Raw genomic sequence first — 14,593 nt, 5'->3', positions numbered from 1 at the left:
GCCGGTTTCGTGACGGCTCAGCTCTTGAGGCGGTAGCCGGTCTTGAACATCCACATGACCACGGCCAGGCAGACGACGAAGAAGCCCATGGTGGCGGCCACGCTGATGCCGATGGGAACGTCGCCCTGGCCATAGAAGGTCCAGCGGAAGCCCGAGATCAGATAGACCACCGGATTGAAATGGGCCACCGCGCGCCAGACGTCAGGCAGCATGTTGATCGAATAGAAGGAGCCGCCCAGGAAGGTCAGGGGCGTCACGATCAGCATGGGGATGAAGTTCAGCTGTTCGAAACTGCCGGCCCAGATGCCTATGATGAAGCCGAACAGGCTGAAGGTCACCGAGATCAGCACCAGCATGGCCAGCATGCCTACAGGGTGCAGCACCTGCAGCGGCACGAACAGGGTCGAGGTGGCCAGGATGATCAGGCCCAGCACCGCCGACTTGGTCGCCGCCGCCCCGACATAGGCGATCACCACCTCCAGCGACGACACGGGAGCCGACAGGATCTCGTAGATGGTGCCGGTGAATTTCGGGAAATAGATGCCGAAGGAGGCGTTGAAGATCGACTGGGTGAACAGGCTCAGCATGATCAGGCCCGGCACGATGAAGGCGCCATAGGCCACGCCGTCGATCGCCTCCATCCGGCTGCCGATCGCGCTGCCGAAGACGATGAAATAGAGGGCGGTGGTGATCACCGGCGTGACCACGCTCTGCCAGATGGTGCGCAGGGCCCGCGCCATCTCGAAGCGATAGATGGCCCAGACGCCATGTCCGTTGAAGTTCATCAGACGGTCTCCCCATCGCGGTGGACCAGGCTGACGAAGATGTCTTCCAGCGAGCTCTGGCGGGTGTTCAGATCCTTGAAGCCGATATTCAGCCGTTCCAGCCGGCGGATCAGCGACGGCACGCCGGTGTCGTCGGCCTGGGCGTCGAAACTGTATTCCAGCTCGCTTCCATCGGCCTTCAGCGCCAGATCCCAGTCCGACAGGTCGGCGGGCAGGGCGGCCAGCGGCTCGACCAGGTTCAGGGTCAGGGTCTTCCGGCCCAGCTTCTTCATCAGGGCGGTCTTTTCCTCGACCAGGATCAGCTCGCCCTTCAGGATCACCCCCACCCGGTCGGCCATCTCCTCGGCCTCTTCGATATAGTGGGTGGTCAGGATGATGGTCACGCCCCGCTCGCGCAGTTTGCGCACCATGGCCCACATGTCGCGGCGCAGTTCGACGTCGACCCCGGCTGTGGGTTCATCGAGGAACAGGATGTCCGGCTCGTGGCTCAGGGCCTTGGCGATCATCACCCGGCGCTTCATCCCGCCCGACAGGGTCATGATCTTGGCGTCGCGCTTGTCCCACAGCGACAGGTCTTTCAGGATCTGTTCGATCAGGGCCGGGTTTCCCGGCTTGCCGAACAGGCCCCGGCTGAAGGTGACGGTGGCCAGCACCGTCTCGAAGGCGTCGGTGGTCAGCTCCTGCGGCACCAGGCCGATCTTGGTGCGGGCGGCGCGGAAATCCTTCCTGATGTCGTGGCCGTCGGCGACCACGGTCCCCGTCGTGGCGTTGACGATGCCGCAGACGATGGAGATCAGGGTGGTCTTGCCCGCTCCGTTCGGACCCAGCAGGGCGAAGATCTCGCCCTTCTCAATGGTCAGGTCCACGCGCTTCAGCGCCTGAAGCCCCGACTTGTAGGTCTTGGTCAGGCCTTCGATCTCGATAACCGGCATGGGCGCTCCTGATCCGAGGCGGAAACGCCTGGCGTCGTCGTGGCGGGAATATGGCGTGCCATCGGCTGGGCTCAAGGGGCGCCGGTCTCTGCAGGGACGAGAAGCCGTTGTTAACCCAAAGACGGCACGGTGGCGTCTTCGTCGCCTGCAGACGGGAGTGCCTCTTGTCCTCGCTGTCCGTCGCCCATCGCGCCGCCCTGCAGGCGGTCGTCCAGGCCGCGCCTGACGCGGTCCTGACGCAGCTGCGGGCGGCCGTCCCGTCCCTGGGCGGGGACAAGGCGGCGGAACTGACCGCCATGATCGTGCAGGAGGCGCGCGACCGCGCCCGGCGCGACCTGGCCTTCGCCCCCCTTCTGCCCCTGTTCCAACCCCGCGCCGACCGAACTCCGGCCCTGATCTTTCCGCCGGCCGTGCTGGCGCGGGTCTGGCGCGAGGCGCGGACGGGCGAGGAGGCCTTCCTGAGATTGCTGGACGGGGCGGGCGTCGGCGAGGGGGAATGGACCCTGGCGGCGGATCGGCTGTGCGCGCGGGCGGCTGCGGTGCTGCGGGACCGGCCTCGCGACGTCTGGCCGGACGACCAATGGCCCGACCCGACGGCCGGCCAGGCTGAAACCCCGGCCGCCAGCCCGGCGGAACTGGCCGGTTGTTTCGACCTGGCGCCCCTGGCGCGAACCGCCGTGGCCCGCCTGTCGGTCTGGCTGGAGCGGCCCGACGACAATCAGTTGGCGGGGCTGCGGCTGCTGATCCAGGACTGTCTGGCGATATCCCCCGAGGGCGGGCGGCGGATGATCGACATTCTGTTCGCCCATGTCGCCGACGCTGAGCGGATGCTGCGGATCGTCACGCGCACCAGCCGCCTGGCCGACACCGAGGCCATTCTCAGCCATTCCGAAATGGGCGTCTTCGTCGAGCGGCTGCTGACGTCGGTCCAGAGCCGTGTCCAGCGCATCGCCGCCTGTCTGTCGCCCCGCGACGGGCCGGACATGGCCCAGGCGGTGGAGGATGCGACCTGGTGCGCCGGGGTGCTGGCCGAAATGGACATGACCCTGATGGTCCGGCCCGATTCTCCCTGGGGCAAGACGGCGCGGATGGCGCGGGTCCAGGTGGCCGGCCAGCTGTCGGGCCTGATGAAATCGACCTCGGCCGCCGTCCACGCCGCCCTGCCGATGAAGCGTCAGGTCCTGACCGGGCGGATGACGCGCCTGTGCCCCTGGCTGGAGGCGCCGGCCAAGGGCGAACCCATCGAGGCGGCGGCCGCCCTGCTGGGGGCGGTTTCGGGCCTGCGCGGCGCGGCCAACACCTTCGGCTGCGAGGCGGACCGGATGGCGCTGAAGACCGAGCTGACCGACTATCTGTCCACCTGGGCCAATGAGGCGCTGGACAGTATCGCCGACGGCGATGTGGCCGATCCCGATCAGGCCCTGCGGCTGGTCGGAACGGCGGCCCGTTTCCTGACCCTGGTCGAGGCGCTGGAGGCGGCGCGGGCGGTGCGACGGCGCGCGGCCGCCGCCGAGGCCGCAAGGGCGACGACAGGTGTGACGACTGGCGCGACGACTGGGGCCTCGCCCGGCGTCGTCTGATGCGATAGACGGCGGGGATGATCGTCTTCTGGATAATGACCGGCCTGGCGGCGGCGATGGCCGGCCTGCTGGTGCTGACCGGGGCGCGACGCGGGGCTGACGCGGCCGGCGCCGACGCCGATGTCGGCGGTCGCGAACTGGACGAACTGGACCGGTTGAAGGCGCGCGGCCTGCTGGACGAAACGGCCCACGCCGCCGCACGGGCCGAGGCGGGGCGGCGGCTGCTGGCGGGTCAGGCCGTGGCTGCGGCCACGCCCGTGGCCGGCCGGCATGACCGCTTCTGGGTTCTGGGCGGGATCGCGGCGACGACGGCGGGGGCGCTGGTCCTCTATGTCCTGACCGGGTCGCCGGGTCTGCCGGACCAGGCCTATGAGCGGCGGGTCGATCAATGGTCCACCCAGCTGGAAACCCTGGAGCCGGCGCAGCTGGCGGCGGTGACGGCGCGGGTGGCGCGGGACAATCCGCAGGACCGTCAGGCCCTGACCATGCTGGGCGCGGCCCGGTTCGCCGCCGACGATCCGCTGGGCGCCGCCTCGGCCTTTCGCCGGCTGATCGAACTGGAGCCGACCGACGCTCGGGCATGGGCGCGGCTGGGCGAAAGCCTGGTGCGGGCCGATGACGGCCGGATCGGCGGCGACGCCGAGGCCGCCTTCCGCCAGGCGGTGAACCTGGACCCGGACCAGTTGGGCGCCCGCTTCTTCCTGGGCCAGGCGGCGCTGGAGCGGGGCGATACCACGACGACGCGCGCGCAATGGACGCCGTTGATCGCCGCCCTGGACCCGGCCGATCCGCGCCGGATCGACCTGGAACGGCGCCTGCCTGCGGATAAGGCGCAATGACACATTGGCGGCCGGCCCCCGCCGCTATAGACCCGAGGAAAATTCCGTCGGGGAGCGGGACTGTCAGGCCATGAGCTGGCTGCCGAAATCGCCGAAGGCGCGCCGTCGCCTGTGGGTCGTCGCCGCCGTGGCCCCGATCCTGGCCCTGGCGGTCGGCCTGTCGCTGTGGGCCATGCAGGACAGCGTGACCTTCTTCTATTCCCCGTCCGAGGCCACCGCCGACAAGGCGCCGGAAGGCCGCGACATCCGTCTGGGCGGTCTGGTCGAGACCGGCAGCGTGCGGAAATCCGGCGACGGGCTGGTGGTCTTCACGGTCACCGACAATATCGCTGTGACCCAGGTCCAGTATCACGGCGACCTGCCCGACCTGTTCCGCGAGGGGCAGGGGATCGTGGCCCAGGGTTCGTTCGGCGCCGACCGCGTCTTCCACGCCAGCCAGGTCCTGGCCAAGCACGACGAAAACTACATGCCGCGCGAGGTCGCCGACCGGATCAAGGCCAAGGGCGAGTGGCGGCCGGAGACCTCGACCAAGAACACGCGCTCAAGCAGGCCGCAGGCCGATAGCGCAACGAACAGTCTATGATCGCCGAACTCGGGGCCTTCGCCCTATCCCTGGCCCTGGCCCTGTCGATCCTGCAGACGGCGCTGTCGGCGGCAGGGCGCTGGCGGCGCAGTCCGGTGCTGGCGGGCGCGGCGCAAGGGGCGGCCCTGGCGGCGGCGGGCGCTGTGGCCCTCAGTTTCGCGGCACTGATCTACGCCTTCGTCGTGTCCGACTTCTCAGTGTCCAACGTCGCGGCCAACAGCCACACCGACAAGCCGATGCTGTACAAGGTCGCCGGCGCCTGGGGCAGTCACGAGGGGTCTCTGCTGCTGTGGTGTCTGGTCCTGACCGTCTTCGGCGGAGCCCTGGCCCGCGCGCGCGGCCTGCCGTTCGGGCTGAAGGCCTCGGCCGTGGCGGTTCAGGGGGCGCTGGGATCGCTGTTCCTGGCCTTCGCCGTCTTCACCTCCAGCCCCTTCACCCGCCTGGACCCCGCGCCGTTCCAGGGCGCGTCGCTGAACCCCCTGCTGCAAGATCCGGCCCTGGCCGTGCATCCGCCGCTGCTCTACGCCGGCTATGTCGGTTTCTCCGTCTGCTTCTCCCTGGCGGTCGCCGCCCTGATCGAGGGCAGGGCCCAGACCGCCTTCTGGCCCGCCTGGGGGCGGTGGGTGCGGCCCTGGGCCCTGGCCAGCTGGGCCCTGCTGACCGTCGGCATCACCCTGGGCTCCTTCTGGGCCTATTATGAGCTGGGCTGGGGCGGCTGGTGGTTCTGGGATCCGGTCGAGAACGCCAGCTTCATGCCGTGGCTGGCGGGCGCGGCCCTGCTCCACAGCGCGGTGGTGACCGAGCGGCGCGGGGCGCTGGCGGGCTGGACGGTGTTTCTGGCCCTGCTGGCCTTCAGCTTCTCCATGCTGGGCGCCTTCCTGGTGCGGTCCGGGGTGCTGACCTCCGTCCACGCCTTCGCCGTCGATCCCCAGCGCGGGCTGATGCTGCTGGCCATCCTGGGCCTTACGGCCGGCGCCGCCTTCGCCCTGTTCGCCTGGCGCGCGCCCCAGCTGAAGGGCGGCGGCCTGTTCGCCCCCGTCAGCCGCGAGGGCGCCCTGGTGCTGAACAACCTGTTCCTGACAGCCGCCGCCGCGACCGTGCTGCTGGGCACCCTCTATCCCCTGATCCTGGAGGCCGCGTCCGGCGCGACCATCTCGGTCGGCCCGCCCTATTTCGCCGCCACCTTCGTCCCGCTGATGACGGTCGCCTTCCTGATCCTGCCCGCCGGGCCTCTGCTGGCGTGGAAGCGGGGCGACCTGACGGGGGCGATGCAGAGGCTGGCCGTCGCGGCGGGCCTGGCCCTGGTTTCGGCCCTGGCCGCCTACGCCCTGTGGGAGCCCAGAAAGGCCTTCGCCGCCGCCGGGATCGGCTTGGGCGCCTGGCTGATCCTGGGTTCGCTGGCCGAGGTCGCCGAACGGGCGCGTCTGTTCCGCGCCTCGGGCGCCGAGACGATGCGTCGTCTGAAAGGTCTGCCGCTGGGCGCCTGGGGCATGAGCCTGGCCCACCTGGGCCTGGGCGTCTTCATCCTGGGGGCGGTGGTCGAGACCGGCTTCAAGGCCGAGGCCGCGCGCGCTCTTTCTCTGGGCCAGAGCGTCTCCGCCGGCCCCTGGACCGTGACCCTGGATCAGGTCCGGGTGGTCGAAGGGCCCAACTATCTGGCCGAACAGGGCCGGCTGACCGTGCGGCCGTCGAACGACCGGGGCCGGGCGAAGACGGTGACGGCCGAACGCCGCTTCTTCCCCGCCGGCGGCCAGACCACGACCGAGGTCGGGCTGGATTTCCGCGGGCTGGACGACGTTTATGTGGTGATGGGCGAACGGGCGGGCAGCCCGGCCGAGCCTGCCTGGGTCGTGCGTCTGTACTGGAACCCCTGGGCGCGGCTGATCTTCCTGGGGCCGATGATCATGGCGTTTGGGGGGCTTCTGTCCCTGCTGGACCGCCGGCTGCGGCTGGGCGTCGGGCCGCGTCGGAGGAAGGCCCCATGAGGCGGCTGATCCTGCTGATCGCGCCCGTTCTGGCGCTGATGCTGACGGCGGCCGAGCCCGCCGCCGCCCCCGACCGCCCCTTGAGCGACCCGGCCCAGGAAGCCCGCGCCCAAGCCCTGTTCGAGGACGTGCGCTGCGTCGTCTGCCAGCACGAGGCCATCGCCGACAGTCCGGCAGGCGTCGCCGGCGACATGCGCCGCCTGATCCGCGAGGAAATCGCGTCCGGCGCCACGGATCAGGCGGTGCGCGACGACCTGGTGCGTCGGTTCGGCGACTATGTGCTGTTCACCCCGCCGGTGCGGGCTGGAACCTGGCTGCTGTGGTTCGGGCCGTTCGCTCTGGCGGCCCTGGCGCTGCTGGTCATCCTGGTCCGCGCAGGTCGCGGCGCCGTCGAGGCGCAGCCCCTTTCCCCGGATGAGGAACGTCGACTGCAAGACATTCTCGCAAATGAGAAGCTTCGCCGTGATCTGGACGCAACCTCGCCTCACGACGGGCGCTAGTCGAGATCATCCATCGAACACCGGAATTGGCGTCGCGCCGGTTCGGCCTATATCAAGAGCCAAGACGGGGCGTCGCCCCGAGAGGATCGCAAGGACCAAGATGCTGAAGCGCAAAGAGTTCATTCTCGGGGCCGCGGCCGGCCTGACCCTGGCGGCGGCGGCGACCGCAGGCGGGGTCATCAACTGGCCCGGCGCGCACGCCGACCCCCAGGCGGTGAACCGGCTCACCCCCGTGCCGGCCAACGGAAACAGCTTCTCGCCCCCGCCGGGCGCGCCCAACAGCTTCGCCAACATCTTCGAACAGGTGGCCCCCGCCGTCGTTCAGATCGACGTGACGGTGAAGGTCGAACAGCCCCAGGGCGGCGCCTTCCAGATCCCCGGCCTGCCGTTCCAGTTCGTTCCGCCCCAGGGGCGCGGCGGCCAGGGCGAGGAGGACGAGCCTCAGACGACCCAGGGCGCCGGTTCCGGCTTCTTCATCTCCCAGGACGGCTTCATCGTCACCAACAACCACGTCGTCGCCGACGCCACCGAGATCAAGGTCAAGATGTCGGACGGCCGCGAACTGCCGGCCCGCCTGATCGGCCGCGACCCCGGCACGGACCTGGCCGTGATCAAGGTCGAGGGGAACGACTTCAAATACGTCAGCTTCGAAGAGACCGCCCAGCCGCGCGTCGGCGACTGGGTCATTGCGGTCGGCAACCCGTTCGGCCTGGGCGGTACGGCGACCGCCGGCATCGTCTCGGCCAAGGCCCGCGACATCGATCCGTCCGGCTATAACGACTACATCCAGATCGACGCCGCCATCAACCGGGGCAACTCGGGCGGCCCGACCTTCGACATCTACGGGCGCGTCATCGGCGTGAACTCGGCCATCTATTCGCCCACGGGCGGATCGGTCGGCATCGGCTTCGCTATTCCGGCTGAGACCGCCAAGTCGATCACCGAGCGGCTGATGCGCGGCCAGGCGATCGAGCGCGGCTACGTCGGCCTGGGCCTGCGCAGCCTGTCCCCCGACTCCTGGGAAGCCCTCGGTCAGCCCAAGGACTTCAAGGGCGCCTATGTCGAGACCGTCACCGAGGACGGCCCCGCCGCCCGCGCGGGCGTCAAGGTCAACGACATCCTGGTTGCCGTGAACGGCGAGGCCATCGACAGCAGCGCCGAGGCCACCCGTCGGGTCGGCGCGGCCAAGCCTGGCGACACCATCCGCCTGGAGGTCATCCGCGACGGCCGTCGCCAGACGCTGAACGTCCGCTCCGGCGTCCGCCCGTCAGACGAAGAATTGAACGCCGGCGAGGAGGGCGGCTCCGCCGCGCCCGGTCAGGCTCAACCCGGCCAGAGCGAAACCATCGAAGGCCTGGCGGTCACCCCGCTCAGCGCCGCCGCGCGGTCGCGCTTCAATATCCCCGAAAGCGTGAACGGGGTTGTCATCACCAATGTCGCCCAGGGGTCTTCGGCGGCGCGTCTGGGCTTCCAGCCCGGCTTCGTCATCACCCGCGCCAACGGCCGCGCCATCGCCTCGGCGGCGGATCTGCGGGCGGCGGTTCAGGAAGCCAAGTCGGCCGGTCGTCCCAGCATCCTGCTGTTCGTCCGCACGCCCCAGGGCACCAGCCCGGTGCCGCTCCGCTTCGCCACGGAAGAATGATCGGCATTCTGACCAAGCCTTAACTCGTCAATCGCCGCCGATGCGCTACCATCGGCGGCGATTTTGATTCCGGGAGGGGTTCCATGCGGATTTTGGTGGTCGAAGACGACGCGGAGGCGGCGACCGCCATGGTGCGGGGCCTGTCCGAAGCCGGGCATGACGTCACCCATGCCGTGGACGGGGCCTTCGGCCTGCTGGAATCGCAAAAGGGCGGCTACGACGTCTATGTGGTGGACCGGATGATGCCGCGCCTGGACGGCGTCGGCATGGTCGAGACGGTGCGCAAGGGCGGGGACCAGACCCCGGTCCTGTTCCTGTCGGCCCTGGGCGAGGTCGAGGACCGGGTCACGGGCCTGAAAGCCGGCGCGGACGACTACCTGGTCAAGCCCTACGCCTTCGCCGAACTGATCGCCCGCGTCGAGGCCCTGTCGCGCCGTCGCGAGACCGGCGGCGTCCAGACCGTGCTGAAGGTCGGCGACCTGGAGATGAACCTGATCGCCCGCACGGTTCATCGGGGCGCGACCGAGATCGATCTCCAGCCGCGCGAATTCCAGCTGCTGGAGTTCCTGATGCGCCACGCCGGCCAGTCGGTGACCCGCACCATGCTGCTGGAGAAGGTGTGGGAATATCATTTCGACCCCCAGACCAACGTCATCGACGTCCATATCAGCCGCCTGCGCTCCAAGATCGACAAGGGCTTCGACCGGGCGATGCTGCAGACGGTGCGCGGCGCGGGATACAGGCTGGAGGCTTAGCCATAATTCTCCCTCCCCCTCGGGGGAGGGGGGACGCGTAGCGTCCGGGTGGGGAGGGCAGGGCGACATGGCGATCATTGCTCGGGCGCGCGCCATGCGGAAAGCGCTCACCCCGGCGGAAGCCCGTCTGTGGATCGCCCTGCGCGCGCTCCGATCTGACGGTCTGCATTTTCGTCGACAGGCGCCCCTGCGGGGCTACTACATTGATTTCTTTTGTTGGGCCCGAGGGGTGATCGTGGAAGTGGACGGCGGGTCTCATCTCGACGAAGACCGCGCCCGGCAGGATCGCGTGCGTGACGCGGTCTTTGCCAGAGAGGGGCTGATAACCTTGCGGTATGACAATCTCCGGGTCCGGGATCAGTTGGCCCAGGTCATCGAAGATGTGCGCGCGCATTGCCTGGCCCGCCCCACCCGGTCGCCGCAGCGCGGCGACCCCCCTCCCCCGCAGGGGGAGGGAGAGTTCTCTTAACCCATGCGTCTTCCCTCCCTCCTTCGCCGCACGCCCTTCCGGCTGACCCTGCTGTTCCTGGCCCTGTTCGTGGCGGCGGCGGGGGCGATCCTGGCCTATGTCTATTTCGCCTCGGCGTCCGAGGCCCAGACGCGGGCGCGGACCGACGTCGAGACGGAGCTGGCCGCCCTGACCGCCGTCCACCGCACGCGCGGGATCGACGCCCTGAACCAGGCCCTGGTGGAACGCACGATCCGGGGCGGTCCCTATCTGTATCTGCTGACCGGCCCGGACGGTAAGATCGTCACCGGCAATCTGTCGGTCATGCCCTTCGACCTGAAGGAGGCGCGCCGGACCGGGACCGGCGAATGGAGCACCTTCCGCCTGACCAGCACCGATCCCGACGGCCGGGTCCAGACCCGCCGCTCCATCGGGGTGATCATGCCGCTGGCGGGGGGCGACACCCTGTTCGTCGGCGAGGACATCGGCGGGATCGAGGAATATCTGTCGCGCCTGACCCAGGCCCTGTGGGGGGCGATGGCCCTGGTCATGCTGCTGGGCCTGGCGGGCGGTCTCTACATCAGCCGCCGGGTCGAAAGCGCCATGGCCGGGCTGAACCGCGTGGTCCAGGCGGTGCAGGACGGCGACCTGAAGGTCCGCGCCCCCATCCGCAACTCGGGCGACGAACTGGACGAACTGGGCCAGGGATTGAACGTCATGCTGGACCGGCTGGAGGGGTCGATGGCCTCGATCCGTCACGCCGGCGACGCCATCGCCCACGACCTGCGCTCGCCCCTGACGCGGATGCGGGCCAAGCTGGAGGTGGCCCTGATCGACGCCGAGGCGGGCAAGATCGACGGGGTGGACGCCCTGGGCATCGCCCTGGACGAGGCCGATCACCTGCTGAAGACCTTCAACACCGTCCTGGCCATCGCCCGGCTTCAGGCCGGCGGGGCGCCGGATCCCAAGCCGATGGACGCGGGCGAACTGGCCGCCGACATGGCCGAGCTGTACGAACCGGCGGCCGAGGACAAGTCGATCGACTTCTCGTCCGAGGTCGAGACCGGCCTGATGATCGAGGGCAACCAGCCCTTCCTGGCCCAGGCCCTGGCCAATCTGATCGACAACGCCATCAAATACACCCCGGCCGGCGGGGCGGTGAAGCTGCGGGCGCGGCGTCGGTCGTCGGGCGAGATCGAATATTCGGTCACCGACACCGGCCCCGGCGTGCCGGAAGAGGACCGCGAGCGCGTCGTCCAGCGGTTCGTGCGCCTGGACAACAGCCGCACCGAACCGGGCTCGGGCCTGGGCCTGTCCCTGGTCACGGCGGTGGCCGAGGCCCACGGCGGCCGGGTGGTGCTGGACGAAGGCCCCGGCGCCTATGGCGGCTTCGGGCCGGGCCTGCGGGTGGCCCTGGTGCTGCCCCCGGCTTCATCCTCGACCTGACTTCATCATTTCCGCTCATCCCGGCGAAAGCCGGGACCCAGTTCTTTGGGCGCGCGGCCTTGTGGCGCGTGTCAGGATTGTGGTCCAACGGCGGCGCCGAGCGAAAGCACTGGGTCCCGGCTTTCGCCGGGATGAGCGGATAAATTGATGGCCGATACTGAAACCTCCGCGACGATCCCGCTGGGCCAGCGGATCAAGGCCGCCGGCCCCGTCGCGAACCCCGCCGCCGCCGAACGCCTGCTGGAGACCCTGATCGAGGCCGCCGATGCCGACGGCTGGCGCGAGACCCTCGACGCCGCCTGGCCCGCCCTGGCGCCGGTGGCCGGCGCCTCGCCCTATCTGGCGGGCCTGATGCGTCGTCGGCCGGCTCATCTGCGTCGGATTTTGGAACGGGACCCGACCTCGGGACTGATCCGCATCCTCGCCGAGACCGACGCCCTGGACGCCGAACCCGACGATGTCCGCGCGCCGCTCCGGGTGCTGAAGGCCGATCTGCACCTGCTGACGGCCCTGGCCGATCTGGGCGGGGTCTGGGACCTGGACCAGGTGACGGGCGCCCTGTCCAGCTTCGCCGACGCCGCCTGCCGCGCCGCCCTGCGCGCCGTCGCCGCCGAACAGCGCGCGCGGGGTCGCCTGGTCTCGCCGCCCGACGATTCGCGCGGCCCCATCCCCGGCCTGTTCGGTCTGGCCATGGGCAAGCATGGCGCGAACGAGCTGAACTATTCGTCCGACATCGACATCTCGCTCTTCTTCGAGCCGCGCCTGCTGGGCCTGGCCCTGCGCGAGGGCGAGGAGATGCAGGACTTCGCCAATCGCGTCGGCAAGGGGATCGCGACCCTGCTGACCGAACGGACGGCCGACGGCTATGTCTTCCGCGTCGATCTGCGGCTGCGGCCCGATCCGTCCTCGACCCCGCCGGTGGTGTCGGGCCCGATGGCCCTGGCCTATTATGAAAGCGTCGGTCAGAACTGGGAGCGGGCGGCCTTCATCAAGGCGCGGCCGGTGCTGGGCGACCCGCGCGCCGCCGCCCGGTTCGTGAAAGCCCTGCGCCCTTTCATCTGGCGCCGCAGCCTGGACTACGCCGCCGTCCTCGACATCCAGTCGATCAAGAAACAGATCCACGTCCACAAGACCGGCGAGGGGCTGCAGGCCGCCGGGGCCAATCTGAAACTGGGCCGGGGCGGCATCCGCGAGATCGAATTCTACGCCCAGACCCAGCAGTTGATCCTGGCCGGTCGCGACCCCGACCTGCGCGCGACGCGCACCCTGGACGCCCTGGCGGCCCTGGCTCAGGCCGACCACATCCCCGCCGCCGTCGCCGACGAGATGTCGGCCGCCTATGTCGAACTGCGCGGCCTGGAGCACCGGGTCCAGATGCTGGACGACGAACAGACCCACCGCCTGCCCGAGGACCCCCAGCGCCGCGCCGCCGTCGCCGCCCTGGCCGGCTGGACCGACCTGGCCGCCTTCGACGCCCATGTCGAGGCCCTGCTGGTCCGGGTCAACACCCGCTACGGCGAACTGTTCGAAGGCGGAGAGGAACTGGACTCCGCCTATGGCAGCCTGGTCTTCACCGGGGTCGAGAACGATCCCGAGACGCTGGAGACCCTGCGTCGCATGGGCTTTTCCGAGGCGCCGTCGGTGGCGGACACCATCCGCTCCTGGCACCACGGCCGCATCCCCGCGACCCGCACCGAGCGCGGGCGCGAACTGTTCACTCGTCTGGCGCCGCGCCTGCTGGAGGCCCTGGCCCGGTCGGGCGCGCCCGACGACGCCTTTCGCCGGTTCGCCGTCTTCTTCTCGGGCCTGGCCGCCGGGGTTCAGGTCCAGGCCCTGTTCCTGAACCAGCCCAAACTGTTCGAGATGGTGCTGGGCGTCATGGCCTTCGCGCCCCGCCTGGCCCGGACCCTGGGGCGTCAGCCGGCGGCCCTTGACGGGGTGCTGGACGCCCGCTTCCTGGCCGACCTGTCGGACGAGACCGGCCTGACCGAACAGATCCTGCGTGAAGCCGGCGAGACCGAGGATTTCGAGGGCGCCATGAACGCCGTGCGCCGTCTCCACCGCGAGCAGATGTTCCGCATCGGCATCCACGCCATGACCGGCCGCGCCGGACCGGAGGCGGCCGGCCGCGCCTACGCCGCCCTGGCCGACGCCGCCATGCGGACCCTGTCGCCGGCCGCCCTGGCCGAGACCGAACGGCTGGGCGGCGCCTTCCCCGGCGCGGTCGCCGTGGTGGCCCTGGGCAAGGCCGGCTCACGCGAGATGACGGCCGGGTCCGACCTGGACCTGATGACCCTGTACGACGCCCCGCCCGAGACGGTGTCCGAGATCAAGGGCTGGACCGCCGACGTCTTCTACGCCCGGTTCACCCAGCGACTGATCGCCGCCCTGTCGGCCCATACAGCCGAGGGCGGCCTGTACGAGGTGGACATGCGGCTGCGGCCCACCGGGTCCAAGGGGCCGGTTTCGGTGCGGCTGTCCACTTTCGACGACTATTACGCCGGCGAGGCCGAGACCTGGGAGTTCATGGTCCTGACCCGCGCCCGCGTCGTCTGGGCCAGCGATCCGGTCTTCGGCGACCGGGTCTCCGCGGCGATCGAGGCGGCCCTGCGTCGGCCCCGTCCCGGCGTCGATGTGGCCGCCGATGTCCGCAGGATGCGCGCCCTGATGGATCGCGAGCGCCGCCCCCACGGCTTCTGGGATCTGAAACTGTCGCCGGGCGGCCAGGTGGACGCCGAGTTCGCGGCCCAGTACCGCCAGCTCCAGGCCGCCGTCGCGGGCGAGCCCCTGACCCTGTCAACGCTGGAGGCCCTGCACGACGACCCGGTCCTGGCCGAGGCCTGGCGGGTGCAGCAGCGGCTGGCTCATCTGCTGGCCGCCGCCTTCGAGGGCCGGGTCGATCCCGAGGCCGAGCCGTCGGTCTTCCGGCTGCGGCTGGCCGAGGCGGCGGGGGCTCAGGACTTCGAGTCGCTGAAGACCGAACTGACGGAACTGCGGGCGCGGGCGCGCAAGGCCTTCGAACGGGCGGTCCCGCTCACGCGCGAAGAGATCAGTCGCGACGGAGAGTCCGAGGAGCCGCGTTCAATCTCCTGACAGGG

General features: G+C 70.0%; 12 protein-coding genes. 10 read left to right on the top strand and 2 right to left on the bottom strand.

The genetic code is table 11. The features are described from left to right. Nucleotides 1–17: 17 nt before the first annotated feature. Both GYM46_RS04630 and GYM46_RS04625 read right to left on the bottom strand, forming a co-directional pair. Nucleotides 18–785, bottom strand: a complete 768-nt coding sequence (locus tag GYM46_RS04630) for an ABC transporter permease (RefSeq protein ID WP_008261957.1) — start codon at nt 783–785, stop codon at nt 18–20. After that, entirely contained in the window at nt 785–1,717 is a 933-nt protein-coding gene (locus GYM46_RS04625) for an ABC transporter ATP-binding protein (protein WP_008261416.1), read from the bottom strand. The genes GYM46_RS04630 and GYM46_RS04625 overlap by 1 nt, the downstream gene beginning before the upstream one ends. A gap of 164 nt (nt 1,718–1,881) precedes the next feature. On the opposite strand from GYM46_RS04625, the gene GYM46_RS04620 reads away from it, so the two are divergent. The 10 genes from GYM46_RS04620 to GYM46_RS04575 all read left to right on the top strand — a co-directional run bounded on the left by GYM46_RS04620 (nt 1,882) and on the right by GYM46_RS04575 (nt 14,588). Then, complete coding sequence (locus tag GYM46_RS04620) at nt 1,882–3,297, top strand: hypothetical protein (protein WP_008262992.1); 1,416 nt, start codon at nt 1,882–1,884, stop codon at nt 3,295–3,297. A gap of 17 nt (nt 3,298–3,314) precedes the next feature. After that, entirely contained in the window at nt 3,315–4,136 is an 822-nt protein-coding gene (gene ccmI, locus GYM46_RS04615) for a c-type cytochrome biogenesis protein CcmI (RefSeq protein WP_008263057.1), read from the top strand. Between the two features lie 70 nt (nt 4,137–4,206). Beyond that, nucleotides 4,207–4,719: a cytochrome c maturation protein CcmE gene (ccmE, locus tag GYM46_RS04610; RefSeq protein WP_008261178.1), complete on the top strand. Its 513-nt coding sequence runs from the start codon at nt 4,207–4,209 to the stop codon at nt 4,717–4,719. Then, a complete protein-coding gene (locus GYM46_RS04605) occupies nt 4,716–6,704 on the top strand; it encodes a heme lyase CcmF/NrfE family subunit (protein ID WP_008261449.1) in 1,989 nt (662 codons plus the stop codon). Before ccmE ends, GYM46_RS04605 begins: the two co-directional genes overlap by 4 nt. Further along, entirely contained in the window at nt 6,701–7,204 is a 504-nt protein-coding gene (locus GYM46_RS04600) for a cytochrome c-type biogenesis protein (protein WP_008263128.1), read from the top strand. The genes GYM46_RS04605 and GYM46_RS04600 overlap by 4 nt, the downstream gene beginning before the upstream one ends. A gap of 100 nt (nt 7,205–7,304) precedes the next feature. Further along, the gene (locus GYM46_RS04595) at nt 7,305–8,846 is read left to right on the top strand and encodes a Do family serine endopeptidase (RefSeq protein ID WP_008259005.1); all 1,542 of its coding nucleotides are present in this window, start codon (nt 7,305–7,307) and stop codon (nt 8,844–8,846) included. A gap of 83 nt (nt 8,847–8,929) precedes the next feature. After that, a complete protein-coding gene (locus tag GYM46_RS04590) occupies nt 8,930–9,601 on the top strand; it encodes a response regulator transcription factor (RefSeq protein ID WP_008258750.1) in 672 nt (223 codons plus the stop codon). 67 nt (nt 9,602–9,668) lie between these two features. After that, nucleotides 9,669–10,070: an endonuclease domain-containing protein gene (locus GYM46_RS04585; RefSeq protein WP_040349244.1), complete on the top strand. Its 402-nt coding sequence runs from the start codon at nt 9,669–9,671 to the stop codon at nt 10,068–10,070. 3 nt (nt 10,071–10,073) lie between these two features. After that, nucleotides 10,074–11,495, top strand: a complete 1,422-nt coding sequence (locus GYM46_RS04580) for a sensor histidine kinase (protein ID WP_008261058.1) — start codon at nt 10,074–10,076, stop codon at nt 11,493–11,495. A 147-nt stretch (nt 11,496–11,642) separates the two neighbouring features. Continuing rightward, complete coding sequence (locus tag GYM46_RS04575) at nt 11,643–14,588, top strand: bifunctional [glutamine synthetase] adenylyltransferase/[glutamine synthetase]-adenylyl-L-tyrosine phosphorylase (RefSeq protein WP_008258975.1); 2,946 nt, start codon at nt 11,643–11,645, stop codon at nt 14,586–14,588. Nucleotides 14,589–14,593: the final 5 nt, after the last annotated feature.

This window comes from Brevundimonas mediterranea (assembly GCF_011064825.1).
GTDB lineage: Bacteria > Pseudomonadota > Alphaproteobacteria > Caulobacterales > Caulobacteraceae > Brevundimonas > Brevundimonas mediterranea_A.
Note: the sequence above shows the minus strand (reverse complement) of the source record. Positions and strands in the feature narration are given on the sequence as shown.

Excerpts from the sequence above, each read along its gene's own strand:
- GYM46_RS04630 (WP_008261957.1), bottom strand. The coding sequence starts at position 785 with ATGAACTTCAACGGACATGGCGTCTGGGCCATCTATCGCTTCGAGATG.
- GYM46_RS04625 (WP_008261416.1), bottom strand. The coding sequence starts at position 1,717 with ATGCCGGTTATCGAGATCGAAGGCCTGACCAAGACCTACAAGTCGGGG.
- ccmI (WP_008263057.1), top strand. The coding sequence starts at position 3,315 with ATGATCGTCTTCTGGATAATGACCGGCCTGGCGGCGGCGATGGCCGGC.
- ccmE (WP_008261178.1), top strand. The coding sequence starts at position 4,207 with ATGAGCTGGCTGCCGAAATCGCCGAAGGCGCGCCGTCGCCTGTGGGTC.
- GYM46_RS04605 (WP_008261449.1), top strand. The coding sequence starts at position 4,716 with ATGATCGCCGAACTCGGGGCCTTCGCCCTATCCCTGGCCCTGGCCCTG.
- GYM46_RS04600 (WP_008263128.1), top strand. The coding sequence starts at position 6,701 with ATGAGGCGGCTGATCCTGCTGATCGCGCCCGTTCTGGCGCTGATGCTG.
- GYM46_RS04595 (WP_008259005.1), top strand. The coding sequence starts at position 7,305 with ATGCTGAAGCGCAAAGAGTTCATTCTCGGGGCCGCGGCCGGCCTGACC.
- GYM46_RS04590 (WP_008258750.1), top strand. The coding sequence starts at position 8,930 with ATGCGGATTTTGGTGGTCGAAGACGACGCGGAGGCGGCGACCGCCATG.
- GYM46_RS04585 (WP_040349244.1), top strand. The coding sequence starts at position 9,669 with ATGGCGATCATTGCTCGGGCGCGCGCCATGCGGAAAGCGCTCACCCCG.
- GYM46_RS04580 (WP_008261058.1), top strand. The coding sequence starts at position 10,074 with ATGCGTCTTCCCTCCCTCCTTCGCCGCACGCCCTTCCGGCTGACCCTG.
- GYM46_RS04575 (WP_008258975.1), top strand. The coding sequence starts at position 11,643 with ATGGCCGATACTGAAACCTCCGCGACGATCCCGCTGGGCCAGCGGATC.